General features: G+C 55.9%; 28 protein-coding genes and 1 other annotated feature. Of the genes, 26 read left to right on the top strand and 2 right to left on the bottom strand.

All coding sequences use genetic code 11. From position 1 onward, the window contains the following. Positions 1-128: 128 nt before the first annotated feature. The 25 genes from FLZ89_RS02690 to FLZ89_RS02570 all read left to right on the top strand — a co-directional run bounded on the left by FLZ89_RS02690 (position 129) and on the right by FLZ89_RS02570 (position 25,154). On the top strand, positions 129-1,997 hold the full coding sequence (locus FLZ89_RS02690; RefSeq protein ID WP_141304287.1) for a TIGR03960 family B12-binding radical SAM protein: 1,869 nt from the start codon (positions 129-131) through the stop codon (positions 1,995-1,997). Next, on the top strand, positions 1,987-2,688 hold the full coding sequence (locus tag FLZ89_RS02685) for a TIGR03936 family radical SAM-associated protein (protein ID WP_141304286.1): 702 nt from the start codon (positions 1,987-1,989) through the stop codon (positions 2,686-2,688). Before FLZ89_RS02690 ends, FLZ89_RS02685 begins: the two co-directional genes overlap by 11 nt. Before the next feature lie 14 nt (positions 2,689-2,702). Continuing rightward, the gene (locus FLZ89_RS02680; protein ID WP_141304285.1) at positions 2,703-4,388 is read left to right on the top strand and encodes an Rne/Rng family ribonuclease; all 1,686 of its coding nucleotides are present in this window, start codon (positions 2,703-2,705) and stop codon (positions 4,386-4,388) included. A gap of 40 nt (positions 4,389-4,428) precedes the next feature. Then, positions 4,429-4,506 (top strand) — a sequence feature (ribosomal protein L21 leader region). Between the two features lie 9 nt (positions 4,507-4,515). Further along, positions 4,516-4,830: a 50S ribosomal protein L21 gene (gene rplU / locus FLZ89_RS02675; protein WP_141265437.1), complete on the top strand. Its 315-nt coding sequence runs from the start codon at positions 4,516-4,518 to the stop codon at positions 4,828-4,830. Continuing rightward, positions 4,827-5,159 (top strand): ribosomal-processing cysteine protease Prp, encoded by a 333-nt coding sequence (locus FLZ89_RS02670; RefSeq protein ID WP_141304284.1) that lies wholly within the window; start codon positions 4,827-4,829, stop codon positions 5,157-5,159. Before rplU ends, FLZ89_RS02670 begins: the two co-directional genes overlap by 4 nt. Before the next feature lie 33 nt (positions 5,160-5,192). Beyond that, positions 5,193-5,462 carry a 50S ribosomal protein L27 gene (rpmA, locus tag FLZ89_RS02665; RefSeq protein WP_172613671.1) on the top strand — a complete coding sequence of 90 codons (270 nt, stop codon included), beginning with the start codon at positions 5,193-5,195 and terminating at the stop codon, positions 5,460-5,462. Positions 5,463-5,569: 107 nt separating this feature from the next. Then, complete coding sequence (locus FLZ89_RS02660; RefSeq protein WP_141265440.1) at positions 5,570-6,106, top strand: Spo0B domain-containing protein; 537 nt, start codon at positions 5,570-5,572, stop codon at positions 6,104-6,106. Between the two features lie 137 nt (positions 6,107-6,243). Then, the gene (gene obgE, locus FLZ89_RS02655) at positions 6,244-7,515 is read left to right on the top strand and encodes a GTPase ObgE (RefSeq protein ID WP_141304283.1); all 1,272 of its coding nucleotides are present in this window, start codon (positions 6,244-6,246) and stop codon (positions 7,513-7,515) included. A gap of 386 nt (positions 7,516-7,901) precedes the next feature. Continuing rightward, positions 7,902-9,038 (top strand): glutamate 5-kinase, encoded by a 1,137-nt coding sequence (gene proB / locus FLZ89_RS02650; protein WP_141265442.1) that lies wholly within the window; start codon positions 7,902-7,904, stop codon positions 9,036-9,038. A gap of 32 nt (positions 9,039-9,070) precedes the next feature. Continuing rightward, positions 9,071-10,327 carry a glutamate-5-semialdehyde dehydrogenase gene (locus tag FLZ89_RS02645; RefSeq protein WP_141304282.1) on the top strand — a complete coding sequence of 419 codons (1,257 nt, stop codon included), beginning with the start codon at positions 9,071-9,073 and terminating at the stop codon, positions 10,325-10,327. A 37-nt stretch (positions 10,328-10,364) separates the two neighbouring features. After that, a complete protein-coding gene (gene nadD / locus FLZ89_RS02640; RefSeq protein ID WP_141265444.1) occupies positions 10,365-11,018 on the top strand; it encodes a nicotinate-nucleotide adenylyltransferase in 654 nt (217 codons plus the stop codon). A 45-nt stretch (positions 11,019-11,063) separates the two neighbouring features. Next, positions 11,064-11,309, top strand: coding sequence for an RNA recognition motif domain-containing protein (locus FLZ89_RS02635; protein ID WP_141265694.1), 246 nt, complete (start codon positions 11,064-11,066; stop codon positions 11,307-11,309). Between the two features lie 76 nt (positions 11,310-11,385). Then, the gene (gene yqeK, locus FLZ89_RS02630; protein WP_141304281.1) at positions 11,386-11,952 is read left to right on the top strand and encodes a bis(5'-nucleosyl)-tetraphosphatase (symmetrical) YqeK; all 567 of its coding nucleotides are present in this window, start codon (positions 11,386-11,388) and stop codon (positions 11,950-11,952) included. Between the two features lie 3 nt (positions 11,953-11,955). Continuing rightward, positions 11,956-12,303: a ribosome silencing factor gene (rsfS, locus tag FLZ89_RS02625; RefSeq protein ID WP_141304280.1), complete on the top strand. Its 348-nt coding sequence runs from the start codon at positions 11,956-11,958 to the stop codon at positions 12,301-12,303. 131 nt (positions 12,304-12,434) lie between these two features. Then, positions 12,435-14,924 (top strand): leucine--tRNA ligase, encoded by a 2,490-nt coding sequence (gene leuS, locus FLZ89_RS02620; RefSeq protein WP_141304279.1) that lies wholly within the window; start codon positions 12,435-12,437, stop codon positions 14,922-14,924. Between the two features lie 232 nt (positions 14,925-15,156). Further along, entirely contained in the window at positions 15,157-16,605 is a 1,449-nt protein-coding gene (locus FLZ89_RS02615; RefSeq protein ID WP_216363817.1) for a sodium:proton antiporter, read from the top strand. Positions 16,606-16,849: 244 nt separating this feature from the next. Then, complete coding sequence (locus FLZ89_RS02610; RefSeq protein WP_141304277.1) at positions 16,850-17,521, top strand: ComEA family DNA-binding protein; 672 nt, start codon at positions 16,850-16,852, stop codon at positions 17,519-17,521. A 108-nt stretch (positions 17,522-17,629) separates the two neighbouring features. Continuing rightward, on the top strand, positions 17,630-18,415 hold the full coding sequence (gene uppP, locus FLZ89_RS02605; protein WP_141265450.1) for an undecaprenyl-diphosphatase UppP: 786 nt from the start codon (positions 17,630-17,632) through the stop codon (positions 18,413-18,415). Positions 18,416-18,718: 303 nt separating this feature from the next. Continuing rightward, the gene (locus tag FLZ89_RS02600; RefSeq protein WP_141265451.1) at positions 18,719-20,056 is read left to right on the top strand and encodes an ammonium transporter; all 1,338 of its coding nucleotides are present in this window, start codon (positions 18,719-18,721) and stop codon (positions 20,054-20,056) included. Between the two features lie 38 nt (positions 20,057-20,094). Beyond that, positions 20,095-20,433 (top strand): P-II family nitrogen regulator, encoded by a 339-nt coding sequence (locus tag FLZ89_RS02595; RefSeq protein WP_054936376.1) that lies wholly within the window; start codon positions 20,095-20,097, stop codon positions 20,431-20,433. Positions 20,434-20,603: 170 nt separating this feature from the next. After that, a complete protein-coding gene (locus tag FLZ89_RS02590; RefSeq protein WP_141304276.1) occupies positions 20,604-22,202 on the top strand; it encodes an NAD(P)/FAD-dependent oxidoreductase in 1,599 nt (532 codons plus the stop codon). A 163-nt stretch (positions 22,203-22,365) separates the two neighbouring features. After that, positions 22,366-22,797, top strand: coding sequence for a Fur family transcriptional regulator (locus tag FLZ89_RS02585; RefSeq protein ID WP_172613410.1), 432 nt, complete (start codon positions 22,366-22,368; stop codon positions 22,795-22,797). Between the two features lie 4 nt (positions 22,798-22,801). Beyond that, the gene (locus FLZ89_RS02580; protein WP_141265455.1) at positions 22,802-23,539 is read left to right on the top strand and encodes an energy-coupling factor ABC transporter permease; all 738 of its coding nucleotides are present in this window, start codon (positions 22,802-22,804) and stop codon (positions 23,537-23,539) included. Between the two features lie 23 nt (positions 23,540-23,562). Then, positions 23,563-24,267 carry an energy-coupling factor transporter transmembrane component T family protein gene (locus tag FLZ89_RS02575; RefSeq protein ID WP_141265456.1) on the top strand — a complete coding sequence of 235 codons (705 nt, stop codon included), beginning with the start codon at positions 23,563-23,565 and terminating at the stop codon, positions 24,265-24,267. Beyond that, positions 24,264-25,154 carry an energy-coupling factor ABC transporter ATP-binding protein gene (locus FLZ89_RS02570; RefSeq protein ID WP_141304275.1) on the top strand — a complete coding sequence of 297 codons (891 nt, stop codon included), beginning with the start codon at positions 24,264-24,266 and terminating at the stop codon, positions 25,152-25,154. Before FLZ89_RS02575 ends, FLZ89_RS02570 begins: the two co-directional genes overlap by 4 nt. On the opposite strand, the gene folB is transcribed toward FLZ89_RS02570, so the two are convergent. Beyond that, positions 25,151-25,522 (bottom strand): dihydroneopterin aldolase, encoded by a 372-nt coding sequence (folB, locus tag FLZ89_RS02565; RefSeq protein WP_141265458.1) that lies wholly within the window; start codon positions 25,520-25,522, stop codon positions 25,151-25,153. The genes FLZ89_RS02570 and folB overlap by 4 nt on opposite strands. 30 nt (positions 25,523-25,552) lie before the next feature. Next, positions 25,553-26,110 (bottom strand): GTP cyclohydrolase I FolE, encoded by a 558-nt coding sequence (folE, locus tag FLZ89_RS02560; protein WP_141265459.1) that lies wholly within the window; start codon positions 26,108-26,110, stop codon positions 25,553-25,555. A gap of 136 nt (positions 26,111-26,246) precedes the next feature. Here folE and FLZ89_RS16370 point away from each other — a divergent pair, with 136 nt between their 5' ends. Beyond that, positions 26,247-26,981: a globin-coupled sensor protein gene (locus FLZ89_RS16370; protein ID WP_141304274.1), complete on the top strand. Its 735-nt coding sequence runs from the start codon at positions 26,247-26,249 to the stop codon at positions 26,979-26,981.

The following is a 26,981-nucleotide window of genomic DNA, read 5'->3' as shown; positions in this document are numbered from 1 at the left end:
TTTCTTTGGATACAATTTTCGTTCCCTGATGAATGGAAGGGATGGCTATAAAAACCTTCGGGGTATATTTTTTTTTGATTTCCTGTTATACTAATGACCAGGAAATTGAGTAGCGCGAGGCGAAGAAATTGCAAGGTATTGAGTTGGAAAAGTTATTGACCAAGGTTAGCAAACCGGCCCGTTACCTGGGCACGGAGTGGAATGCCATTCACAAGGCCTGGGAAGAAAACCCGGTGCGCATGGCTTTTGTTTATCCCGACCTTTACGAAGTAGGCATGTCCCATCTGGGTCTGGCCATACTTTACGGCGTCGTCAATGAGCGGCCCGGTATGCTCATGGAGCGAGCCTTTGCCCCCGGACCGGACCTGGAGGGACTGCTCCGGGAAAACCATCTTCCCCTCTTCAGCCTGGAATCTCACCGGCCTTTAACTGAATTTGATGTCCTGGGCTTTACCCTCCAGTATGAAATGAGTTATACTACAATTCTTAATATCCTCGACCTGGCCGGCATACCTCTTATGGCTTCGGAGCGGTCCGCGGGCCATCCTCTAGTTATCGGCGGGGGACCGGGAGTGGCCAACCCGGAGCCGGTGGCTCCCTTTTTTGATGCTTTCCTCCTGGGTGATGGCGAGGAGGCATTGCCCGAGCTGCTGGCAATGGTGGGCAGTTTAAAAAAAGAAGGGGCAATTAACGACCGCCGCCGGGTTTTAAAGGCCATAGCCAGCATGCCCGGTTTTTATGTTCCTTCCCTGTATGAAGTGGAATACAACAACGACGGTACCGTGGCCGCGGTTGTCCCCCGGGAGGAGGGCGTACCCGAGCGCGTAGTCAAACGGGTCATCCCTGACCTGGATGCAGCCTATTTTCCCACCCAACCTATTGTTCCCTTCCTGGAGGTAATTCATGACCGCATGATGCTGGAAGTCATGCGGGGTTGCACCCATGGCTGTCGTTTTTGTCAGGCCGGGGCCATTTATCGTCCGGTAAGGGAACGGGACCTATCCATCCTCCTGCGCCAGGCGGAAGAGCTGGTGCGCCATACCGGCCACGAAGAGATATCCCTTACCTCTTTAAGCACGGCCGACTACTCCCGGGTGGAGGAGCTGGCGCGGGCCCTGGCAGCTGCCTATGCCGATCGAGGCGTCAGCATTTCCCTGCCCTCTTTACGGGTGGACGCCTTCAGCGTGCGCCTGGCGGAAGCCGTCCAGCGGGTACGTAAAAGCACCCTCACTTTTGCTCCCGAGGCGGGCAGCCAGCGTCTGCGGGATGTGATTAATAAAGGCGTAAACGAGGAAGACATCCTGACGGCCACCGGCGAGGCTTTCCGGGCCGGCTGGCAGGCCATTAAACTTTACTTTATGCTTGGTTTACCTACGGAAAGGGAAGAAGACCTCCTGGGCATTGTTGATCTGGCGCGGCGCATTCTCGATCAGGGTAGGAAACTGGCACCCGGGGGAAAACCGACGGTCACCGTCAGCGTTTCTTCCTTTGTCCCCAAACCCTGGACGGCCTTCCAGTGGGAACCCCAGGACCGGGTGGAAGCAATCAAAGAAAAGCAGAAGCTGCTGCGCACCCACCTTAAAGGCCCGGGTCTGCGTTTTAACTGGCATGAGGCCGAGGTCAGCTTTATCGAAGCGGTTCTCTCCCGGGGCGACCGGCGTTTGAGCAGGGCGATTGTAGCGGCCTGGCGCCGGGGAGCTAGATTAGAGGGCTGGTCGGAATACTTTAATTACAGCTGCTGGGAGGAGGCTTTCCGGGAGACAGGCCTTGATCCGGCCTTTTATGCCTACCGTTCGCGCCGGGAAGAAGAAATATTTCCCTGGGACCACCTGGACTTTGGCATAGCTAAGGACTTCTTAAAAAGGGAACGCCGGCGGGCCTGGGAGGGCCTAGTCACGGCTGACTGCCGCTCGGGTCGCTGCACAGGCTGTGGCGTCTGTCCTGGCCTGGGGGTTGACCTGATCCTGAAAGGAGGGCCCCGGGACAGTGCGACTTAGGATAAAATATAGCAAGGGCGGCCAGGCGGTTTTCCTGGGCCACTTGGAGATGCTCCGCCTGTGGCAACGGGCCATGCGCCGGGCGGGGCTTCCCCTGGCCTACAGCCACGGCTTTAACCCCCACCCGCGCCTGGCCTTCGGTCCGGCCCTGGCGGTAGGGATAGAGAGCCTGGCGGAATACCTGGACATGGAATTAACGGCACCCCTCGACCCGGTTGAGGTCAAAGAGAGGTTACAGGCCGAGTTGCCGGCAGGTTTGGAAATCTTGCTGGTCTTTGCCATTTCCGACCAGGCCCCGGCCCTGACGGCCATTATTAATACTGCTGCTTACCGCGTTGCCTGGGAGGAGCCTCCCGACCCCAAAATCCTTCAGGAAAAAGCGGAAACCTTTCTTTCTCAGCAGGTGGTCCGGGTGAGCCGGCCGGGCAAAGAAGGCGCCCGGGTCAAGGATATCCGGCCGGGTGTTTTCCAGCTGGCCGTTAAACCCGGAGCCACCCTGGAAATGCTCCTCGAGTGCAGTTCCCGGGGGGTTGTCCGCCCGGAAGAAGTGGTTGGCGCCATGGCCCTGGAGGGACCCTCCCGGGTGATTCGTACCGGCCTGTTTATCCGCCGGGACGGCAGGTTGCTGACCCCGGAAGAGTATGTTGACCCGCAGTTTCCGGCCCGGGGGCGAAAATGCAGCGTTTTATGAGAAGGTAGAGATGGGTGAACAAGGAAATCTTAATCCAGGCAGATGCCGAAGAGACGGCAGTGGCCGTCCTGGAGGACGGCCGTTTAATGGAGATATACCTGGAGAGGGTTACAAAAGCGCATCTGGTGGGTAACATTTATAAAGGCCGGGTGGCCAACGTTTTACCCGGTATGCAGGCGGCCTTTGTGGATATCGGTCTGGAGAAGAACGCCTTCCTTTTTGTTGATGATACCACCGGCCTGGAAGCCCTGGAGGGAGAGATGCCCGGCCGCAGCCGGAGACGCATCAGTGATGTTGTCCAGGAAGGCCAGGAGATCCTGGTCCAGGTGGTCAAAGAACCCCAGGGGAGCAAGGGTGCCCGGGTCACCACCCAGATTACTCTGCCGGGGCGTTATCTCGTCCTCATGCCTACAGTTAACTATATCGGCATCTCCCGCCGCATCGGCAGTGAGGAGGAAAGGGAGCGGTTGAAAACTCTGGCGCGAGCGGTTAAACCGCGCCGCATGGGGTTAATCGTCCGGACGGCGGCCGCCGGCGCCGGGCTGGAAGAACTCCGGGAAGACAGCAGGGCCTTGAGCCGGGTCTGGAAACGTATTCGTGAGCTGGCCAGGCGGAGCAAGGCCCCGCGGCTGCTTCACCATGATGTGGAACTCTCTTTACGTATTTTAAGGGATTTATACACGGAAGATGTCGATAGGCTCCTGGTCAATTCCCGGGATACCTACGACACGGTTGTAGGCATCCTGGCCGGGCGTTCGCCGGAGCTGCGGCGGCGGGTGGTGTTAAGGGAAGGTGCCGACCTTTTTGCCCTCTACGGCGTGCAAAACCAGATAGAGCAGGCTCTGAAGCGCAAGGTCTGGCTTAAATGCGGCGGTTACCTGGTTATTGACCAGATGGAGGCCCTGACGGCCATTGATGTTAATACGGGTAAATTTGTCGGCCGCCATAACCTGGCCGACACAATCCTGACGACCAACCTGGAAGCAGCGGTGGAAGTAGCCAGGCAACTCCGCCTGCGCAACATCGGCGGTATCATTGTCGTCGACTTCATCGATATGGAAAATCCCGCCCACCAGGAGCAGGTAATAAAAGTCCTGCAAAGAGAACTGGCCCGGGATAAAACGAAAACCCAGATCCTGGGTTTTACCCGCCTGGGGCTCCTGGAAATGACGCGGAAAAAAGACCAGCAGGAACTGGGGAGTGTGCTGCAGCAGGACTGCCCCTACTGCCACGGTACGGGCAAGGTCCTGTCGGAAGAAACGGTGGCCCTCCAGGCCAGGAAAAAAATCCTGCAACTGGCCGGGGAGAGCCGGGCCAGGGCCCTGCTGGTGGAGGCCAATCCGTCTGTAGCTTCTTTGCTTATTGGCTCAGGGGGAGCCCACTTGCGCCTCCTGGAGCGGCGGGCCGGGAAACAGCTGATCATCAAGGGCGCTGAAAATCTTCACCTGGAAGAAGTAAACCTGCGGGAGCTCTTCGACCTGGACGAAATCAACAATGCCGCCCCCGTCAAAGCAGGCCAGATTCTGAAAGTTACCATCGAAGGGGCACATACGACCAACAACGGTGACGGTATCGCCAGGGTGGACGGCTTTGTCCTGGATATACCCGGCGGCGCCTCTTACCTCGGCCAGGAAGTTACGGTAGAGGTTACCCGGGTTTACCGCACTTTTGCCCGGGCGCGGCTCTTAAACGATGCTTGACAGGTGCTGGGAAGATGTGTTACACTGCAAAAAGCCGCACCAGAGTTTTAAACCGCTCGCCGCAGGTTTTAAAACCTTTTTAATAAGGTGCCTGACGGTGGCGAGTCTTAGCTTGGGGGGATTTCAGGTGTACGCCATTATTATGACCGGAGGCAAACAGTACCGGGTTAGCGAAGGCGACGTCATCCGGGTAGAAAAGCTGCCGGTTGCCGAAGGCGAAAAGGTAGTCCTGGATAAGGTGCTGGCCGTCGGCGAAGGGGCTGACCTGCAGGTAGGCACCCCTTACGTGAACGGCGCCAGGGTTACCGCTGCCGTAGAGGCCCATGGTAAGGGCAAAAAGATAATTGTTTTCAAGTATAAGCCCAAGAAAAACTACCGGCGCAAGCAGGGTCATCGCCAGCCCTATACCCGGTTGCGGATTGAAAAAATTGAGGTGCAATGATAAGGATTGTCTTCTGGCAGGAAAGGGGCGGGAGCCTTACGGGCTTCACCGTTACCGGCCATGCCGGTTACCGTCCTAAAGGCGAGGATATCGTCTGTGCCGCTGTATCGGCCCTGGCCCAGACGGCAGTTTTTAGCCTGAAGGACCATCTGGAAGAGGAACCCGGGGTAAGCATCCGGGAAGGTTTTCTGGAGTGCCGCTTGCCGGCTAGCTTAAACCCCGCCGACCAGGAGAAAGCCCGGGTGATTCTCAAAACTATAGAACTGGGGCTGAAGGCTATAGCCAGCGATTACAGGCAGTATGTAGCATTAGAATATAAAAACATCTGACTTCCGAAATCTAAGGGGGTGGGCGAGATGATGATGGATTTACAGCTTTTTGCCCATAAAAAAGGTGTAGGTAGTTCCCGGAACGGCCGCGATAGTGAGGCCAAACGCCTGGGAGTAAAGAGACAGGACGGCCAGTTTGTTAAGGCCGGCAACATCCTGGTGCGCCAGCGCGGTACCAAGATCCACCCGGGCCTGAACGTTGGAATTGGCAAAGACGATACCCTTTTTGCTCTGATTGACGGCATAGTCCGTTTTGAGCGTAAAGGCCGCGAGAAGAAACAAGTAAGCGTTTATGCCAGTTAAAAAGAACCCCTGGAAATTTCCAGGGGTTTCTGCTATGGACCGGCCCGTCAGCGCCTGGGACCACGGCAGGTGAATGTGCGAAAATAATAAGGGGCGAGGTGTCTGGCATGACCTGGCAGGCCGCAGAAGTAATATCTTTGCTACGCTCGCAAAGACACGATATCTTGAACCACCTGCAGGTAATATCCGGCTATCTCCAGTTACAAAAATATGACCGGGCTTTAACATATTTGCAAGAGGTTAATGCAGAGCTGGAGCAGTTAGGCCGGCTCATGCGCCTGAAACAACCCGATCTGGCCCTGCTAAGCCTTCTTAAAATGGAACAGGTAGCTGCCAGGGGTATAACCCTGACAATAGCAGTACATACCATGATGGAGAACCTGACCATGGATAATAATGTAGCCCTCGCCCTCTGGGAGGCAGCCTGGGACCTGGCCCTGGCCCTGGCCGGTGAAGGGAATACCCTTCAGGTTAGCCTTATTGAGCAGGAGGAAGGCTATTACCTATCCTTTAAAGTCGGAGTTCCGGCAGCAGTCCCTGCCGGAACCGTAAAACACCTGGCCGACCTGGCCGGTAGCCACCAGGTACCCTTCACCTGGCAACCGGAAACCGGAGAAATGGGACTGCTTTTGAGGAGCGGGTAGTGAGGGGCCGGAGTAGCCCATGACGTTACTCGCTGTTTTTGGCAATTAATGAAAAAGCAAGCGGGCTGGCTTTTGTCAGGAGCGAGCAAGACAATGCCAGCCTGCGATAGAGTTATTTTCGGAGGAGCGCTATCCCCTTGTTTTACGACGAAGCCAAAATTTACGTGCGCGGCGGCGACGGCGGCAATGGTGTCGTCGCCTTCCGGCGGGAGAAATATGTCCCCCGCGGCGGCCCCAGCGGCGGTGACGGCGGCCGCGGCGGCAGCGTAATCCTGGAAGCCGATGCGTCTTTAAGAACCCTGGTCGATTTCCGCTATCGCTCCCACTACCGGGCCGAGCGGGGCCAGCACGGTCAAGGGAAAAATAAACACGGCCGCAGTGCCCCGGATCTCATCCTCCGGGTGCCGGTAGGGGTGGTAGTCCGGGATGCCGCTACCGGACAGGTCCTTGCCGATCTGGTAGAGCACGGCCAGCGCGTCGTGGTGGCGGCCGGCGGCCGCGGCGGCCGGGGGAATGCCCGCTTTGTTTCACCGACAGACCGGGCACCTACCTATGCCGAGAAGGGCGAACCCGGGGAGGAACGCTGGCTGCTCCTGGAATTAAAGCTGCTGGCCGATGTCGGCCTCATCGGCATGCCCAATGCCGGCAAGTCAACCCTGCTTTCCCGTATATCCGCCGCCCGGCCCAAGATTGCCGACTACCCCTTTACCACCCTGACTCCCGTTCTCGGTGTGGTTCGGGTAGATGATGAAAACTCCTTTGTGGTGGCCGACATACCCGGCCTTATTGAAGGTGCCCACCAGGGCGCCGGCCTGGGGTTAAAGTTTTTACGCCACATCGAGCGCACCAGGGTCCTGGTCCACGTCCTCGACGTATCTTTACCGGCCGAAGAAGTCCTGGATAACTGGCGAACTGTCAATAAAGAGCTGGAACACTATAACCCGGAACTGGCCCGGCGGCCCCAGTTAATAGCCGCCAACAAAATGGACATCCCAGGCGGGGAAGCAAAAGTGGCTTACCTTAAAGAGCGCTTAAGCGATGCTTACCCTATTTTTCCCATTGCCGCCGCTACCGGTGCCGGCCTTGAGGCCCTCCTTTACCACCTGGCAGGCATGCTCAAAAACCTGCCACCGCCGGCACCTTTGCTGGAACCAGGGGAAGAAAAGGTGACAACCTTTGCCCCGGAAGAGATAACAATCACCAGGGAAGGGAGCGTCTTCCTGGTTAAAAATAGAGAAATCGAGCGCCGGGTAGCCATGACTTACCTGGATAACGACGAAGCCGTGCGCCGCCTGCAGGTCTACCTGCAGCAGAAGGGCCTCGAAGCCGCCCTGCGCCAGGCTGGCGTCTTCCCCGGCGCTACGGTAAGAATAGGTAAATATGAATTTGAGTACAGGGAAGAGGAATAAAGGTACTGAATGCCCAAAAGGTATGAATAAAGATGGTATCTGGCGGAAGCGAGGGGGATAATGCCAGGCAAGGGGGTGGTGGGTACAGGCGGAAGGCGACTTGGTTCGAGGCGTAAGATACTTACGCAAAGCCGCAGCGAGGCGGCGGTGAACGGGATGGGGATCGTAACGTAGCTTCAAGGATGAGAAGTACCACGCCCCGTAATGATTGTGCAAAGAGATAAAGCCAGGCCACCCCCGCCGCCGAGCAAGGCTGAGCGTAAAGTTTGCTAGCCGAGAACCACCGGAGCCTGAAGCCTGTACCCCCACACCCCAAAAAGCTGGAGTACAGATCAACCAGCAATCGCCGTTTTTGATAGAACCTTATTTTAGTAGGAGTGACGGGTTTGACGGAGAGGGAGTGCCGCGAGGCTCTACAACAGGCCCGCAGGCTGGTAGTTAAAGTAGGCACCAGCACCCTGACCCATAAAACAGGCAAATTAAACCTCGAACGCATGGAGCGCCTGGTCCGGGAACTGGTAGACCAGGTCAATGCCGGCCGCCAGGTTGTGCTGGTTACTTCCGGGGCCGTGGGGGCCGGCATGGGTCGCCTGGGATTGAAGGAAAAACCCCGGACACTGCCGGAAAAACAGGCCGCTGCCGCCGTGGGCCAGGGCTTGCTCATGCATATGTATGAAAAATTGTTCAGCGATTACGGGCTGCTTGTAGCCCAGATCCTTTTAACCCGGGACGATCTGGCCGACCGCCGCCGTTACCTCAATTCCCGCCACACCCTGGCCACCCTGTTACACCTGGGCGTGGTACCCATAGTCAATGAAAATGATACCGTGGCCGTGGACGAAATCCGGGTTGGTGATAATGATACCCTGGCGGCCCTGGTGGCCGGCCTGGTTGACGCCGATATTTTAATCCTGTTGACGGATATCGGCGGCCTTTTTTCCTCTAACCCCTTGACTGATAGGGATGCCACTTTACTCCGGTGTGTTACAGAAATTACGCCGGAGATTGAAGCCCTGGCCGGGGGGGCCGGTTCTACCTGGTCCACCGGCGGCATGGCCACCAAGCTCCAGGCCGCGCGGCTGGCCACCAGCTTCGGCATCCCGGTAGTGATCACCAGCGGCCTGGAGGGTGGAAGAATCAGCGCCGTCCTGCGGGGGGAAGAAGTGGGTACCATCTTTATCCCCCGGGAACACCGCACCCATACCCGTAAGCGCTGGCTGGCCTACGGCCCGGGGATCCAGGGCCAGGTCCAGGTGGATGCCGGGGCCGTCAGGGCCATATGCGGGGGGGGAAAAAGCCTTTTACCGGGGGGTGTGGTGGCCGTTTACGGCGACTTTGACCAGGGAGCCATTATCAGCATAATCGATCCGGACGGCAAGGAAATTGCCCGCGGTATGTCCAACTATGCGGCCGAGGCCATTCGCCGCATCCAGGGCAGGAAAACGAAGGAGATTGTCGAAATCTTAGGCTATAAAGATTACGATGAGATCGTACACCGGGATAACATGATAGTCCTGGTTTGAACTTACATCTCATATACAAAGGAGTGGCTGCCATGAATGTAGCCGCAGAAGTGCAGGCTAAGGGTAAGCTGGCCAAGGAAGCGGCGCGCATACTGGCTAACCTGAACACCAGTATAAAAAATGAAGCCCTGCTGGCCATGGCCCGGGCCCTGGAGGAGGAACAGGATTTTATCCTGGAGGCCAATGCCCGGGATATGGCTGCCGGCAGAGAAAAGGGGCTTTCCCGGGCCCTGCTGGACCGCCTCCTTTTAAACGAGAAGCGCATCAAAGATATGGCCGTGAGTTTGCGGGAACTGGTAGCTTTGCCCGACCCGGTGGGCGAAGTTACTTCCATGTGGACGCGGCCCAACGGCCTGCAGATCGGCCGCGTACGGGTACCCCTGGGGGTGATCGGCATTATCTATGAAGCCCGGCCCAACGTGACGGTAGATGCGGCGGGCCTGTGCCTGAAAACCGGTAATGCCGTTATCCTGCGCGGCGGCTCCGAGGCTTTTAATTCCAACCGGGCCCTGACCCAGGTCATCAGCCGGGCGGCAACGGCCGCCGGCATACCGGAGGGGGCCATCCAGTTAATTGAGACTACTGACCGCGAAGCTGTCAACCTGTTGCTCCGGGCCAATGAATACCTGGATGTCCTGATTCCTCGGGGAGGCGCCGGCCTCATCCGGACGGTGGTGGAGAATGCAACGGTGCCGGTGATTGAGACGGGTGTAGGCAACTGCCATGTCTACGTCGATGCCGCAGCCGACCTGGAGATGGCCAGAAACATCGTTATCAATGCCAAGACCCAGCGCCCCGGCGTCTGCAACGCCATGGAGACCCTGCTGGTCCACGAAAAGGTGGCGGCAGAATTCCTGCCTTCCCTGGCGGAGGCCCTGAAGGAAAAGGGGGTTGTTTTGCGGGGGTGCGAACGCACCCGGGAACTTGTCCCCTGGGCGGAAGCGGCTACCGAAGAAGACTGGGCTACCGAATACCTGGATTTGATCCTGGCCGTCCGGGTGGTCGACAGCCTGGAAGCGGCCCTGGAGCATATCCATACCTACGGCACCAAACATTCGGAAGCCATTGTCACCAGCAATTACCAGACAGCACGGGAATTCCTGGCCCGGGTTGACGCCGCCGCCGTTTACGTCAATGCTTCCACCCGCTTTACCGATGGTTATGAATTCGGTTTCGGGGCGGAAATCGGCATCAGCACCCAGAAGCTCCATGCCCGGGGTCCCATGGGTCCGGAGCAGCTAACAACTTTTAAGTATATTATCTTTGGTAGTGGACAGATTCGTCAGTAATTGTTAAAATAACAACATAGGGAACCGGGAGGGAGCTATGAAGACATTTAACAACAACCGGCGGGTAGGTATTATGGGGGGGACTTTTGACCCCATTCATTTCGGTCACCTGGTAACGGCCGAAGCCGCCCGCTGGGAATTTGCCCTGGAAAAAGTGGTGTTTGTCCCTTCCGGGCGACCTCCCCATAAAAAGGACTACCCGGTCACCGATTCGGAGCACCGCTACCAGATGACGGTCCTGGCTACGGCCAGCAACCCATACTTTGAAGTATCCCGGAGCGAGATTGACCGGGAGGGCTATTCTTATACCATCGATACAGTTCTTGAGTTTCGCCGCTTTTACGGCCCTGAGGTCCAGCTTTTCTTTATTACCGGTGCCGATGCCATCCTGGAGATCTTGACGTGGAAGGATGTCGACAGGCTCCTCCAAGAGTGCCATTTTATTGCCGCCACGCGTCCCGGTTTTCAGTTGAGCCGGCCAGGGGAGTCCAGACCCATGTTACCGGTTGAGGGTAGGCACCGTATTCATCTCATCGAAGTCCCGGCTCTGGCCATTTCTTCTACTGATATCCGCTGGCGGGTACAAAATAAAAAACCGATTAAATACCTGCTCCCGGAGGCGGTAGAAGAATATATCCACTGCCAGGGGTTGTACCGGCCCCGGAACAGTGGCGTATATGAAAAGAGCTAGGACTATATACTACTACTAACATCGAAGAAGAGGTGAAGTGCATTGGTGCGTACCCTGTATGTGGGCAACCTTCCCTGGGCCACAACTGAGGAAGAACTGGCCAGGGCGTTTGCGGCCCACGGCGAAGTGTTGAGCGCGCGGATTATTACCGACCGCCAGACGGGCCGGTCCCGGGGTTTCGGTTTCGTTGAAGTTAACGATGCCGATGCCGACCGCATGATCGCTGCCATGAATGGTACCGAACTTGGTAATCGCGTCTTAACCGTCAACGAAGCCCGGGCCCGTTCGTAAGACCCGGATTGAGTTTAACCTCCTATTTTTAAAAAAATAGGGGGTTTTTGTTAGCTGCCAGGCGGAGGTTAAAAAAGTGAAAAAATACCTGCAGCTTCTAGCAGCTCGGCTGCCCGCAGGGCGTTACCGCCACAGCCTGGGTGTAGCTGATACCGCAGCCGGACTGGCAGTAAAAAATGGTATTGACCCGGAACAGGCCCGCCTGGCGGGCCTGTTACATGATTATGCTCGAGATTTACCGCCGGAACAGCTCCTGGACCTGGCCGGGACTGCGGGGCTCATAACCTGTGATCTGGAAAGGCGACTGCCCGTTTTACTCCACGGCCCCGTGGGAGCCATGCTCCTGGAGCGGGAGCTGGGGATAACCGATAAAGCCATTCTCCAGGCGGTGGCCCGACACACAGTAGGGGCACCGGCCATGACACCGCTGGATAAAATTATATACCTGGCGGATGTCATTGAACCCGGGCGCCAGTTTGCCGGTGTCAATGCTCTTCGCAAAATAGCAGCAACTGACCTGGAGGCAGCTTTGTTGAAAGCCTTTGAAGCGAGTATTATTTACATCCTGGATAAAGAGCAGCCCCTCCATCCGGCCACGGTGGAGGCGCGCAACTACATTTTACTGGCCAGGGGAGGTTATTAATTAATGGATGCAGCCCGGGTAGCTGAGCTGGCGGCCAGGGCAATAGTTGAAAAAAAGGGACTGGAACCGGTAATCCTGGACCTTAGAGGTATTACCCTCATTGCCGATTACTTTGTTATCACCAGCGGTACATCGGCAACTCAGGTTCAGGCCATTGCCGGCCGGGTAGAGGAACTCCTGGGGGAAAACGGGGTAAAGCTCCTGCACCGGGAAGGCTGGGATGCCGCCCGCTGGATCTTACTCGATTTTGGCGCGGTGGTGGTACATATCTTCCAGGAAGAAGAGCGCCGTTTCTACGACCTGGAACGCCTCTGGCGGGATGCCAGGGTGATTAAAATAGATGCCGTTTAGCACAAGATAGCTATGCCGCTTTTGCGGTACCCAGCAGAAAGGATTAAAATAAAGGGCTGGCATTTGTTTGGAGCGAGCAATGCCAGTTTGGTGCGCAGTTATTTTAGGGTAAACTTTGGGAGTGACTGGTTATGGAAGCAAGGTATAATTTCAAGGAAATTGAACCCAAATGGCAGCGCCGCTGGGAAGCAAGCGACCTTTACCGGGTAACGGAAGATAGCAGCAAACCCAAGTATTATTGCCTGGAGATGTTCCCTTACCCATCCGGAAATTTACACATGGGGCATGTACGCAATTATTCCATTGGTGATGTTGTCGCCCGTTTTAAACGCATGCGGGGCTACAACGTCCTCCATCCCATGGGCTGGGATGCCTTTGGCCTGCCGGCGGAAAACGCGGCCATCCACCGTGGGATTCCGCCGGCGGAGTGGACCTGGAGCAATATTGCCAACATGCGCCGCCAGCTCCATGCCATGGGTATCAGCTACGACTGGGACCGGGAGGTAGCTACCTGCCATCCCAGCTACTACCGCTGGACCCAGTGGCTCTTCCTGCAGATGTACAAGCACGGCCTGGCCTACCGTAAAAAAGCCGCCGTCAACTGGTGCCCTTCCTGCGCCACGGTCCTGGCCAATGAGCAGGTAGTTGACGGCGCCTGCGAGCGCTGTCATACCCCTGTCATGCGCAAAGACCTGGAACAATGGTTTTTCCGCATCACTGCTTATGCCGAGCGGCTCTTGAATGATCTGCAAAAGCTGCCCGGCTGGCCGGAAAAAGTTAAAATCATGCAGGAAAACTGGATCGGCAAGAGTACCGGTGCCGAGGTTATTTTCCGGGTGGAAGGCAGTGGCGAGGAAATACCGGTATTTACTACCCGCCCGGATACCCTTTACGGCGTTACTTATATGGTCCTGGCTCCCGAACATCCCCTGGTGACGAAACTGGCAGCGGGGAAACCCCAGGAAAAGGAAGTAGACCAATTTGTCCAGGCGGCCCGCTATTTGAGCGATCTGGACCGGACGGCTACCGAGAAGGAAAAGGAAGGCGTCTTTACCGGTGCTTATGCCATAAACCCGGTCAATAACGAGCGGGTGCCCATCTGGATTGCCAACTACGTCCTCATGGAATACGGTACCGGGGCGGTCATGGGGGTGCCGGCCCATGACCAGCGGGACTTCGAATTTGCCCGCAAGTACAACCTGCCGGTCAAGGTAGTTATTCAGCCCCAGGGGCAGGAAATTGACGGCGCTACCATGACAGCCGCCTACGTCGAGGACGGCATCATGGTCAATTCCGGTCCCTTCAGCGGATTGCCTAACCGGGAGGGCATTCATAAGGTTACTGAATACCTGGAGAGTACAGGTAAAGGCAGGGCGCGGGTGAACTACCGCCTGCGGGACTGGCTGATTTCCCGCCAGCGTTACTGGGGCGCGCCCATACCCATGATTTACTGCGACAGCTGCGGCCTGGTACCCGTACCCGAAGAAGATCTGCCGGTCATCCTGCCCGAGGGAGTGGAGTTTAAACCGACAGGGGAATCGCCGTTAAAGAACTGCCCCGAGTTTGTCAACACCACCTGTCCCCGGTGCGGCGGCCCGGCGCGGCGGGAGACGGACACCATGGATACCTTTGTCTGCTCCTCCTGGTATTTCCTGCGCTACACCAGCCCCCGCAGCCAGGAGCGGGCTTTTGAACGGGATAAGGTTGATTACTGGATGAACGTGGATCAGTATATCGGCGGGGTGGAGCATGCCATCCTCCATCTCATGTATGCCCGCTTTTTTACCAAGGCCCTGTACGACTTTGGCCTGATAGGGGTTGAGGAGCCCTTCCAGAACCTCCTGACCCAGGGGATGGTCTTAAAGGACGGCAGCAAGATGTCCAAATCCAAAGGGAATGTTGTCAGCCCGGAAGAAATAATAGAGCGCTATGGCGCCGATACCGCCCGCCTCTTTATCCTCTTTGCCGCCCCTCCGGAGCGGGACCTGGAGTGGAGCGACCAGGGGGTGGAAGGTTGCTACCGCTTTTTAAACCGGGTCTGGCGTCTGGTTGCTGCTTACGCCGATGCCGTCCGCCGGGCTGGCGGCACCCCCGCGGTGAAAACTCCTGCCGACCGCGAGCTCTGGCGGCTCCTCCACGCCACCATCAAGAAGGTTACCGAGGATATCGAGCAGCGCTTTAACTTTAACACGGCCATCAGCGCCATTATGGAACTGGTCAACGGTTGCTACCGTTACCAGGACACCGTTGCTGCAAATGAACAAAACCTGCCGCTGATGGGTGAGGTTTTGCGGAAGTTAATAACCTTGCTGGCCCCCTTTGCTCCCCACATTGCCGAGGAGCTATGGCAGGGCCTGGGAGGGCGGGAGAGCGTCCACCTGGAATCGTGGCCTGCCTTTGACCCTGATGCCCTGGTGGAGGAAGAGGTAACCCTGGTGGTGCAGATCAACGGTAAAGTTAGGGACCGGGTGCAGGTTCCTGCGGGGCTGCCTGAAGAAGAAGTTAAGAAGCTTGTTTTAAAAAGGGAAAAAGTGGCCAGCCTGCTTGCCGGCCAGCAAGTGGTTAAAGTTATTGTGGTGCCGGATAAGCTGGTCAATGTCGTAGCCCGCCGGGCGAGTTGAAAGCGATCCGGCCATCAAGGTTGGTAGGCTCCGGGAGGGCAGTCACAGGTCTACCTGCGACCCTCCCGGCTTCCAGCACAGGGCGTGATTATAAAAGGCGGTATCCCACCCCATGGGTAAAAGAAGGTATCAACGGTTCCTGCCCTGTTTTCGTCAAAAAGGCTGGAAAAATGGCTCTAGTTAGGTTAAAATGTTGCGCGTAGCGAGGGAAACTGGAGAAAGGATGGATGGGATGTCTCTTAAACGAATTCTACAGTTAGTGCTGCTGGTGTTCGGTTCTTTTCTCGCCTTGAGCGATGTGGCCTGGGCATCTGGAGGAAATGAATTGGGCCATCTTTTACCCTGGTGGAGCGTACTGCCATTTGTAGGTATGTTGCTGTCCATTGCTATCTTCCCCCTGGTTAACGTCCACTGGTGGGAGCACAACATGGGTAAGGTAAGCGCGTTCTGGGCCCTGGTTTTCTTTATTCCCTTTTTAATCGCCTTCGGCAGCGGGACTGCTTTTTTCCAGGCCCTGGAAGTATACCTGCTTGATTACCTGCCCTTTATCATTCTCCTCTTTGGCCTATTTGTAGTCTCGGGAGGAATTATCCTTCGCGGGACCTTGCAGGGAACTCCGGCCGTTAACGTATTGCTCCTCCTGGTAGGCACCGCCCTGGCCAGCTGGGTGGGAACGACGGGAGCCAGCATGCTCCTGATCCGGCCGGTGATCCGGGCCAACGAGTGGCGGCGTTATAAGGCCCATATAATTATCTTCTTTATCTTCCTTGTATCCAATATCGGCGGCTCCCTGACACCCGTGGGTGACCCGCCCCTGTTCCTCGGGTATTTAAGGGGCGTTCCCTTCTTCTGGACAATGCGATTAATTGTTCCTATGGGATTTAATGTAATTATCCTCCTGGCCTTATATTATATCCTGGATAGTTACTTTTACCGTAAAGAAAGCGTCCCGGAACTGAAGAACGAGCGGGAACCCTTGCGTGTAGATGGGTTACACAATCTTATTTATCTCGGCATCGTTCTTGCTGCGGTTATTACCAGCGGCATCCTGGCCAAGAACCCTGCCTTTGCCGATCTGAAAACAGGTACCCTTTACGGCATCACCCTGTTTAGGCATGGGGAAGAAGCAGTGGTACTGCCTTACACCAATATAATCCGCGACCTGGCCATTCTCCTGGCAGCCTTCTTGTCTCTAAAAACTACTCCCCAGCTTATTCGCAAAGATAATCGCTTCACCTGGGGCCCCATCAAGGAAGTGGCCACCCTTTTTGCCGGTATCTTCATGACCATGATCCCGGCCCTGGCCATCCTCCACGCCCGTGGTGCGGAATTGGGCTTAACCCACCCGGCGCAGTTTTTCTGGGCCACGGGGGCCCTTTCCAGCTTCCTGGATAACGCTCCCACGTACCTGGTGTTTTTGACCACTGCCGCTAGCCTGGGAGCCGCCAGCGGCGTGCCGACCACTGTAGGGATAGTAGCTCCCAAGATGTTGCTGGCCGTATCCTGTGGGGCGGTGTTTATGGGGGCCAATACTTATATCGGTAATGCTCCCAACTTTATGGTGCGCTCCATAGCGGAAGAGAATGCCATCCGCATGCCGAGCTTCTTCGGCTATATGGCCTGGTCGATGGGTATTTTAATTCCCCTGTTTATCCTGGACACCCTCCTCTTTTTCCGTTAACCCTTAACAGGATTGCCATGCAGGTAATAGCTTTTATGGATAAAGCCGGTGCTCCAGCACCGGCTTTATCCATTTACTTCCCCTGACGGTACCACGTTAGCAGATGGTGGTTACTGGCAGCTTCGTACCCCTGCGAGGGGACTTTTGATATCTATTAGTGGTAGAATATGGCGCCAATGGCAGGAAAAAGACGATTCTAGTCGTATTTTTAATTGAGTAAGAACTTTTACCGGGGTGATAGGAAGTGTGGGAATGGGACGGCCGCGTGCGCTGGCTGGCCGCAGCCCTGGTGGCGGCCCTCCTCTTCGGCGCCGGTCTCCAGTACGGCCGCTGGCAGGAACGGCAAGCGGCAAAAGAGCTGCCCCGGGTTGTGCCGGGAGATAAAGCCGCGGCGGCTCTTACCGGGGACAAACCTGCCGCTGAGGACCAGGGGGCTAACGGTTCCAAACCACCGACCATCCAGGTCCATGTAGCCGGGGCGGTGCAGAGGCCCGGTGTCTACGAGCTCAAGGCCGGAGCCAGAGTCAACGAAGCAGTCAGCCTGGCAGGGTTATTACCGGAGGCCAATCCTAATGCCCTGAACCTGGCCGCGCCTTTAAATGACGGCCAGCAGGTGATTGTTCCCCGCCAGGGCGAGGCAGGGCCGGCAGGTGGTAGTAGCAATTTTTCCGGCCCGGTAACTTCTGGGGGAGGCACTGCCGGCGATACTGCTAAGACAGGCGGTAAGGTAAATATTAACACCGCCACCATGGCGGAGCTGGATAGTTTACCTGGTATAGGCCCTACCCTGGCCCAGCGCATCATCGACTACCGGAACCAGAAAGGCCCCTTCCGGACCATTGAAGACCTGCAGAATGTCTCCGGTATCGGGCCGGGCAGGTTCAACGACCTCAAGGATTTGATAACTGTTTATTGACCACCTGTGTTGATTCTTGACACACGGGTAACAGGACGGCAATACTTGACACGGGGGGAAGGTGAAGATAAACTTGCTATGTGACTAAATTCTAAGGAGAGTATGAGAATGAACTACATCCAGGCCATTGTCCTGGGCCTGGTCCAGGGCCTTGGCGAGTTTTTGCCTATCTCCAGTTCTGCCCATCTGGTTTTGCTTCCCTGGTTTTTCCGCTGGCCCGACCCGGGCTTAACCTTTGATGTCGCCTTGCACCTGGGTACGCTGATTGCCGTGGTAGCTTATTTCTGGCGAGACCTTATAGAATTGGTTGTTTGCGGCTTGTTTCAACCCAGGAGCCAGGACGGCCGCCTCTTCTGGTACCTGGTTGTTGCCTCCATCCCGGGGGCCATCTTTGGTTATCTCCTGGAAGACCAGGCCGCGACGGTTTTCCGCTCGCCCCAGCTCATTGCTTTAACCCTTACCTTGATGGGTATTGGCCTGTGGTGGGCCGACCGGGTGGGTCGAAAGACCCGGCAAATGGATGATATTACCCTGGCTGACAGCATTATTGTTGGTATTTCCCAGGCACTGGCCATAATCCCCGGCGTCTCTCGTTCCGGGATTACCATGTCCGCCGGGCTCCTTACCGGGATGCAGCGCGAGACGGCAGCCCGCTTTTCCTTCCTCATGTCGGTGCCGATTATTGCCGGGGCAGCCCTGCTGCAGTTAAAGGAATTAACCCTGGCTGCTATCAACCTGCCCTTTATCTTGGGGGTTCTGACGGCAGCCGTCGTCGGCTTTTTAGCCATCAAGTTTTTGCTCCAGTACTTGCGCCACGGCAGTTACCTCCTATTTACCTGGTACCGTATTTGCCTGGCCGCCTTGGTGGTAGCTGTTTTATGGTTACGCCGCTAAAATAGCTAAGAAATTTTATTTATTGACATTGGGGTTCCAGGTAATTATAATAAAAACAAAATAAAATAACGTAAGCAATGGTGCTTACAAGGCGATGAAGCCGCTATCATTTTTAAGATAGCGGCTTTATTATTATCCTAATGTTGGGAGCAAGTAAAGGCGCTAATCAGGGTGGATTGAAAGCCCCCTGGGGTAGCGCCTTTTACTTTTTAATTCTTTAACACCAGGGAGGGGGTAGCCATGGGCAAACAGGTCAGGAAGAGATGGTAATTTCGTTTAAAAAAGTTTGGGGGAGGTAAAACCATGCAAATTTCAAGATGCAGAATCGGTCTGGTTCTTCTCTTTGTAAGCGTTATGTTATTTCTCCCTTCTGTGGCCTGGGCCGGGGAGCCGACGGCTGCCAGCAACGCGACTGCCCTTGATACCGTCTGGACTTTAATAGCTGCTTTTCTAGTTTTCATTATGCAGGCGGGCTTTGCCATGGTCGAAACCGGCTTTACCCAGGCCAAAAATGCAGCCAATATTGTCATGAAGAACCTCATCGACTTTTGTTCCGGTTCCATCATCTACTGGCTGGTTGGCTTTGCCATCATGTTTGGCGTTGATGCCGGCGGCTTTATCGGGACCACCGGCTGGGGAACAACAGGCACCTTCGAACACCTGGGACTGGAGATCCCCCTCTACGCTTTCCTGATTTTCCAGACAGTCTTCTGCGCTACAGCAGCTACCATCGTTTCCGGCGCTATGGCTGAAAGGACGAAGTTTGTTGCTTACCTGATTTACAGCATCTTTATCAGTGCCGTCATCTACCCTGTAGTTGGCCACTGGGCCTGGGGCGGCGGCTGGCTATCCCAGCGCGGCTTCATCGATTTTGCCGGTTCCACTGTAGTCCACTCGGTCGGGGGCTGGACGGCCCTGGTAGGCGCGGCCATGGTGGGTCCCCGGCGCGGCAAGTTTGGTCCTGACGGTAGTGTGAGGGCTATTCCCGGCCACAGCATTACCCTGGGAGCCCTGGGCGTCTTCTTACTCTGGTTCGGCTGGTTCGGTTTTAACCCGGGCAGCACCCTTTCCGGTACCACACCGGACATTGCCCGCATCGCCGTCACGACTAACCTGGCTGCGGCGGCAGGGGCCTTTGGCGGCCTCATTCTGCCCTGGCTGCGTTTTGGGAAACCCGATGTCAGTTTGACTCTGAACGGTACCCTGGGTGGACTGGTGGGCATTACGGCCGGGACGGCTGCCGTCAGTCCCCTGGGAGCTGTGATTATCGGCTTCCTGTCGGGCTGCGTAACGGCCCTGGGAGTGGAATTTATGGATAAGGTTTTAAAGGTTGATGACCCTGTTGGCGCCGTTTCAGTTCACGGTTTTAGCGGTGCTTTTGGAACCATTATGGTCGGTCTTTTTGCCGTCGAGGGAGGCCTTTTCTACGGCGGCGGCGTCTCCCTGTTGATCACCCAGTTAATTGGCGTGGCAGCAGTTTTTGCCTGGACTGTACTTACAGCAGCCATCCTTTTTGCTATCATCAAAGTTACTGTAGGTTTGCGGGTATCTGAGGAAGAGGAAAGCGAAGGGTTGGATATTTACGAGCACGGTATCCAGGCCTACGGTGATTTCGTCATGCGTGGTACGCAAGTTCACTGAGGCAGGATACCGTAGTTCAATGGAAAGGCGGGGAAAAAATGAAAAAGATCGAGGCCATTATCCGGCCGGCCAGGCTGGAAGCTGTGAAAGAGGCCCTGGGTAAATACGGCATCAATGGGATGACCGTAACCCATGTTACCGGTTGCGGCCTGCAAAAGGGCAAAACTGAAGTTTACCGCGGCAGCCAGTATACAATTGACTTGTTACCTAAAGTTAAGGTAGAAATTGTTGTCCTGGATAAAGACGTAGATGAGGCGATTAACCTTATCTTGAGGGAAGCCCGTACCGGTTCCATCGGCGATGGTAAAATCTTTATATATAATATAGAAAATGCCATCCGTATTCGTACCGGTGAAATGGGTGAAGCAGCTATTTAAGGCAGAAGCTTGCCCGTGAGCTGGAGTAACGTTTTACTTTTGCCAGCGGTCTTTGGTTATCCCTTCGACGAGGGAGCCGGACCGTCTTTTTTTATCCCTGCCCGGATATTTAAGCCTGGCTCAAATGGTAAAATAAAATCATAACCGTATAAATTAAAGAAGGTGAAGCAGTGCTCAGAGTCACAGGTATCAAGATACCCGTAACAGATAAAGTGCCGGATCTGCAGGCCGCCCTTTTGCAAAAGCTCGGCATACCGGCCCGGGATTTACAGGGTTTTACCATTTACCGCCAGTCCCTGGATGCCCGTTCCCGGGAGATGATCTACTGGGTCTATACCCTGGATGCCAGGGTTAAGAATGAAAGCCGCCTGTTAAAGAAACATGCCGGCGATAAAACCATCTCCCGGGCTACCTACCCGGTCTATCAATTCGTCAAACCGGGCGAGGAAAAACTTGCACACCGTCCCGTAATTATCGGTACCGGGCCGGCCGGACTTTTTGCCGGGCTGCTTTTAGCCCGCCAGGGTTACCGGCCTCTCCTCCTGGAAAGGGGTGCTGATGTGGACACCCGGACCAGGGTGGTAGCCCGCTTCTGGCAGGAAGGTCACCTGGATCCCGGCTGCAATGTTCAGTTCGGTGAGGGCGGGGCTGGTACTTTTTCTGACGGCAAGCTGACGACTTTAATTAACGATCACCGCTGCCGTTTCGTCCTGGAGGAATTGGTACGGTGCGGGGCACCGGAGGAAATTCTGTATTATTACCGGCCCCATATCGGCACCGATATTCTGCGGTATGTAGTTAAAAATTTGCGTAATGAAATAATTCGCCTGGGAGGCGAGGTTTGTTTTAACGCCCAGGTTACCGGTATCGAAATAGGGGACAACCACCTCCAGGGCCTGGTTATAAATGGTACGGAAAAGCTGCCGGCAACGGTGGCCGTTCTCGCCTGTGGCCACAGTGCCAGGGATACTTTTAAATTGCTGGTAGAGCGAGGGGTGCAGGTGGGCCCCAAACCCTTTTCTATCGGGGTACGCATTGAACATCCCCAGGACCTGATTAATGTTGCCCAGTACAAGCAATTTGCCGGCCTGGAGGGACTGGGACCGGCCGACTATAAACTGGCCTACCACGCACCTAACGGCCGCTCGGCCTATACCTTCTGCATGTGCCCCGGGGGCACCGTGGTGGCTGCCGCCTCGGAACCCGGCGGTGTGGTGACCAACGGCATGAGCACCTACGCCCGGGATGGGGAGAATGCCAACAGCGCCCTCTTAGTGGGAGTAACGCCGGAGGATTTTGGCAGCGATCACCCCCTGGCCGGGGTCGAGTTCCAGCGCCGCTGGGAACGCCTGGCTTTCCAGCTGGGAGGGGAAAATTATCATGCCCCGGCCCAGATGGTGAGCGACTTCCTGGCTGGGCGGCCTTCTGAACAACTGGGCAAAGTTAGGCCTACCTATCGCCCGGGGGTAACCCTCCAGGAGCTAAAAAAATGCCTGCCTGATTATGTAGTGGCCACTTTAAGGGAAGCCATAACCGTTTTTGACCGCAAGGTTTACGGCTTTGCCCTGCCGGAGGCGGTGCTGACCGGGGTGGAAACCCGCAGTTCTTCTCCGGTACGCATCTGGCGCGATGAACGCTTTGAGGCCAGCATAGGGGGCCTTTACCCGGCGGGCGAAGGGGCGGGGTATGCTGGAGGTATTGTCTCCGCCGCTGTCGACGGCCTTAAGGTAGCTGAAGCCATCGTCAGCCGCTACCGGCCGCTAGAGTAGCTGCCTTTGACGCCGGGACGCAGGTATAAACAGGTGCAGCCGGGCATATATTTATTGCAGTTAAATGCAATGGATTTGCATTAATGGACGGGAAACCCTTGCCTTCATGGACTTATTGTGCTATCTTATAGATGCAAATCGTTTGCATTTAGGCGGTGCATTCATGGCTGGGAGGAATAATCTCGAGGAAACCCTTGCCGGAAGCGGTTACAAGCTGACCAGGCAGCGAAAGGCAATACTGGCGGCCCTGGCCACAACCGGAGAGCACCTTACCGCCGAAGAGGTGCATCAGCGGGTACAAATGACGTGCCCGGAGCTGAACCTGGCCACGGTTTACCGCAATCTGAACCTGTTAGCCGACTTAAAACTTATTGGTCGGGTGGATTTTGGCGACGGCCGCGCCCGCTTTGAAGCCCGGGCCGAACATCATCACCACCTCTTCTGCCTTAGGTGCGGCCGGGTCATAGAACTTTCTTCCTGTCCGGTGCAGCTAGATGAGAGTCTGGCCAGGAAGCACCGCTTCCTGGTAACCGGGCACCAGTTTGAAGCCTACGGCTACTGCCTGGACTGTGAGAAGTGCAAAGGAGGGTCCTAGAGCCATGAGTCACCTCCATATTCCCGACGGGGTCATCGCTCCTGCCTGGCTGGTCGTGGGTTATGCCGTTACGGCCCTTGCTTTAGCCCTGGCTGTCAGGCAAGCCGGTAGGGAAGACCTCAGGAAGAAACTACCCCGCCTGGGATTCGTCAGCGCCTTTATGCTCCTGGCCATGAACGTACCCCTGGGATTACTCCCGGTGCACCTGAATTTAACGGTCCTGGCGGGCATTCTCTTGGGGCCCTGGCTGGGTCTGGTGGCGGTTTTTATAGTCAATCTCATCCTGGCCCTCACGGGCCACGGTGGAATTACTGTTGTGGGCCTGAATACCCTGGTGGTCGGCAGTGAGGCGATTATGGGTTATTACTTATTCTTCGCTTTCAGGCAACGATTCCGCCCGGTAACGGCAGCAGCGGCCGCCACCTCCCTGGCCCTGGTTTTTTCCCTTTCCCTGATGTTTGCTACGCTGGGCCTTACCCGGATAGACCCGGTCCTGGTCTTCTACGAAGACCATCATGAAGAACAGGTAGTAGAAGCCAGCGGACCGGACATAGCCGCTGCCGGGAATGAAATGCACAACGAACCTGGGATATCCCTGGCGCGCCTGCTCCGGGTCGTCCTGCCTATCAGCCTGGCAGGTATAATTGTTGAGTCTGTGGTAACGGCCCTGATCATAGGTTACTTATTAAAAGTAAGACCCGGTTTAATCGACGGCCCGGCTCCACCGGTGGCTACGGAATAGATTTTTCGAGAGAGGGCGAAAAAATGCACCTGGCGGATATTGACTACCTGGCTTTCCGGGGCCATAGTTTCTGGCACCGGGCTTCGGCCACGGCCAAGATACTTTTTACCATCGCAGTAATTGCTGCCGTGGTACTGAGCAGCAAGCTTTTACCCCTTGTCTTAACCCTGGTTTTGCTGCTGGCCCTGCTGATCACGGCCGGTATACCCCTGCGCCGCTTTGTACACATACTTTTCTACCCGGCCTTTTTGGCCGGCGTTTTTGCCATGAGCCTGCCGGGTAACGGCTGGACGGGGCCGGTTCTGGTAATTCTTAAAGCAATCACTGCTGCCACTTCCATGGTCCTGTTGTTAACCACTACCGGTGTCCCCGCTATCTTTGCCTGTTTGCGGAGATGGCTACCGCCGTTCATCGCCGACGCCCTCTTTTTGACCTACCGTTCCTTCTTTATTCTCTTAGACCGGCTTGATAATTTTCTGACGGCCCTGAAGGTTAAGGGCGGCTATAACCCCCTCAAATTAATAGTCAACATGCGCAATGCGGCCGCTGCCCTGGGGGTGCTGCTAATCCATTCCCTGGATACCAGTGAGCGGATGTATCACGTACTGGCCCTGCGGGGCTACCGGCCGGGGAGTTTTTATGAAGGTAAATGGTACCAGCCTACCTGGTATGATCTGGGCCCCTTGCTGGCCGGGCTGGCTGTCCTTCTCTGGGTGGTGATGCTATGACGGAAGTGGTCAGGGTTAAATGCCTGCGCCATGTCTACCCGGACAAAACGGAGGTGAGATTTTGCGGGCTGGATTTTGTGGTCCGGGCCGGGGAGAGAGTAATGATTCTTGGTCCCAACGGTTCGGGAAAAACTACTCTCCTGGCTCACCTTACCGGCCTGCTTAAACCTGTTGAAGGCGAGGTCCAGGTCCTGGGGGTAGACCCGGTCAGGGAATTTGCTTCCTTGAGGCGGCGGGTGGGGGTGGTCTTCCAAAACGTGGATGAACAGATTATCGGGCCTACGGTCTGGGACGACATCGCCTTGGCTCCCAGGAACAGCGGTTTAAAGCCCGGTGAAGTCAGGGAACTGGTGGAGAACATCCTCCAGGCCATGGACATTTATCACCTGAAAGATAAAATCCCCCATTACCTGAGCGGGGGTGAGAAAAAGAAAGTGGCCCTGGCGGGGGCCATGGTCATGCGGCCCGAATTGCTTCTTCTGGATGAGCCCTTCGACGGCCTGGATCCCCGGTCGAAAAGGGAAATAATCCATCTGCTGGATCGATTTAACCACCAGTTCGGCACCACCATAGTGATGACCAACCATGATATCAACCTGGTGCCCTTGGTCGCCGACCGGATATATGTAATCAGCGAGGGCGTGATCCTGATGCAGGGCAGCCCGCGTGAGGTCTTTGCCCGGCTGGATATCTTACGCCAGGCCAACCTGGAACCTCCCCTCCTGGTGGAGCTCTTTGCCCATCTTTCCCGGGAGGGTATACCTGTAAACTTACCCCTAACCCTGGAAGAAGCCAGGCAGGAGCTGCTTCCCCTCTTAAAATCCGGCCTAACCTGCGCCCGTTATGAGGAAAGGGAACCCAAAAGGGTGGCCTGCCTGGAAGGCTAAGGGCCTTTCCGGCGGCGCCGGATTTCTACGGCGGCGTAATTGAAGGTCCCGGGCAGGGGTGCCCGGGGTTTTTTTACCCGCACCAGCACCTCTTCTACCGGGAAGCTGGTGAGGATTTTTTGCGCTACAGCTTCCGCCAGGGCTTCCAGGAGTTTAAAGCGTTGCCCGGTGACGGTCTCCCGAATCAGGCGATAAACCGCATCGTAATTAACCGTGGCCTGCAGGTCATCAGCCTGCCCGGCCGGGGCGAGGTCCAGGTAGAGTTCGGCATCGACGATGAAGGGCTGGCCGAGCTCTGCCTCGGCAGGGTGGCAGCCGTGGAAGGCATAGAATTCCAGCCCGTCCAGGATTATTTTATCTTTAACCATAAAGCCCTCCATGGAGAAAGGTTTAGCCAGTTATTTGCCCCGGATCAGCGCCATAGCCTCGGCCCGGGCGGCCTGGTCACGGCGGAAAAGGCCGCGGACGGCGGAGGTGATGGTCAGGTGCCCGGGCTTTTTGACCCCCCGCATACTCATGCATAAATGCTCGGCTTCAATGACTACTACCACGCCGTAAGGGTCCAGCTTCTCCATGATAATATCGGCGATTTGCGACGTTAAACGCTCCTGGACCTGGGGCCGCCGGGCGGCAATGTCCACTACCCGCGCCAGCTTGGAGAGGCCCGTAATCTTACCACGCGGTATATAGGCAACATGGGCTTTCCCAAGGAAGGGGAGAAAATGGTGCTCGCAGATGGAATAGAGGGGGATATCCTTGACCAGCACCATTTCTTCATGGTGCTCATCAAAGACTACCGTCAGTTCTTCCCCCGGGTCGCGGTTGATACCGGCAAAGATCTCGGCGTACATATCGGCAATACGACGCGGCGTTTCCCTCAAGCCTTCCCGCTCCGGGTCTTCACCTACGGCCTCGATGAGCATCCTTACCGCCTGGCGGATTTTTTCTTTATCCATAATTCTTCCTCCCCGGCGAATTACCATTGTTTTTTGTCATTAAAACATATATCTTACGGCCAGTCAATTCTATGGAGAAGGAATATGGTTTTCAAAAGCGAAATATGTTTCATCAGGAGAATGCGGGGGTGGAAATATGGCCATTGCGGCTACCTATGCCGAGCAATTGCGTTTTTTGGGTATTGGCGAGGCGGAGTTGGCCCTGATGCACGCAGAAAGAGATATATTTATGAAAGAAGCTGATACTGTAGTTAAAAACTTTTATGACCAGCTTGTTCAGTATCCGTACCTGGATGCTTTAATTAAAAACCACAGTACGATAGAACGACTATCAAAGACCCAGAAAGCTTATTTTATCAGCCTTACTTCGCCGGTCATAGATGAAGAATACATATCCTGGCGCCTGCACATTGGTAAGAAGCACCAGGAAATCGGCCTCTATCCCAAGTGGTACCTGGGGTCCTATCGCCTTTACTTCAGTGAGCTTCACCGCATTATCTGGCACTACCATGGCGATGATCCCGATCTGGCCCTGCGCTTGCTGGAGGCCTTTACCAAAAGGATTGTCTTTGACATGCAGCTGGCCATTGAAAGCTATATTATTGACCAGCTCCAGCACCTGACCCGTTTCCATGATGAAATCGCTGCCGTAGCCAGGATTATCGGCGATATCGCCGAGCAGACGAAGATCCTGTCCCTCAATGCCTCCATCGAAGCGGCCCGGGCCGGGGAGCACGGCCGCACCTTCACGGTGGTGGCCCAGGCGGTACGGGACCTGGCGGCCCGGACTTCCCAATCGGCCAAAGATATCACCCAGAAGGTCCAGGAGAACCACCGCATCCTGGCCAGAATGCAGCAAAAGGAGAAGTGA

The organism is Moorella sp. E306M (assembly GCF_006538385.1).
Taxonomy (GTDB): domain Bacteria; phylum Bacillota; class DSM-521; order Neomoorellales; family Neomoorellaceae; genus Neomoorella.
This window is presented reverse-complemented; position numbering and strand designations above follow the sequence as displayed.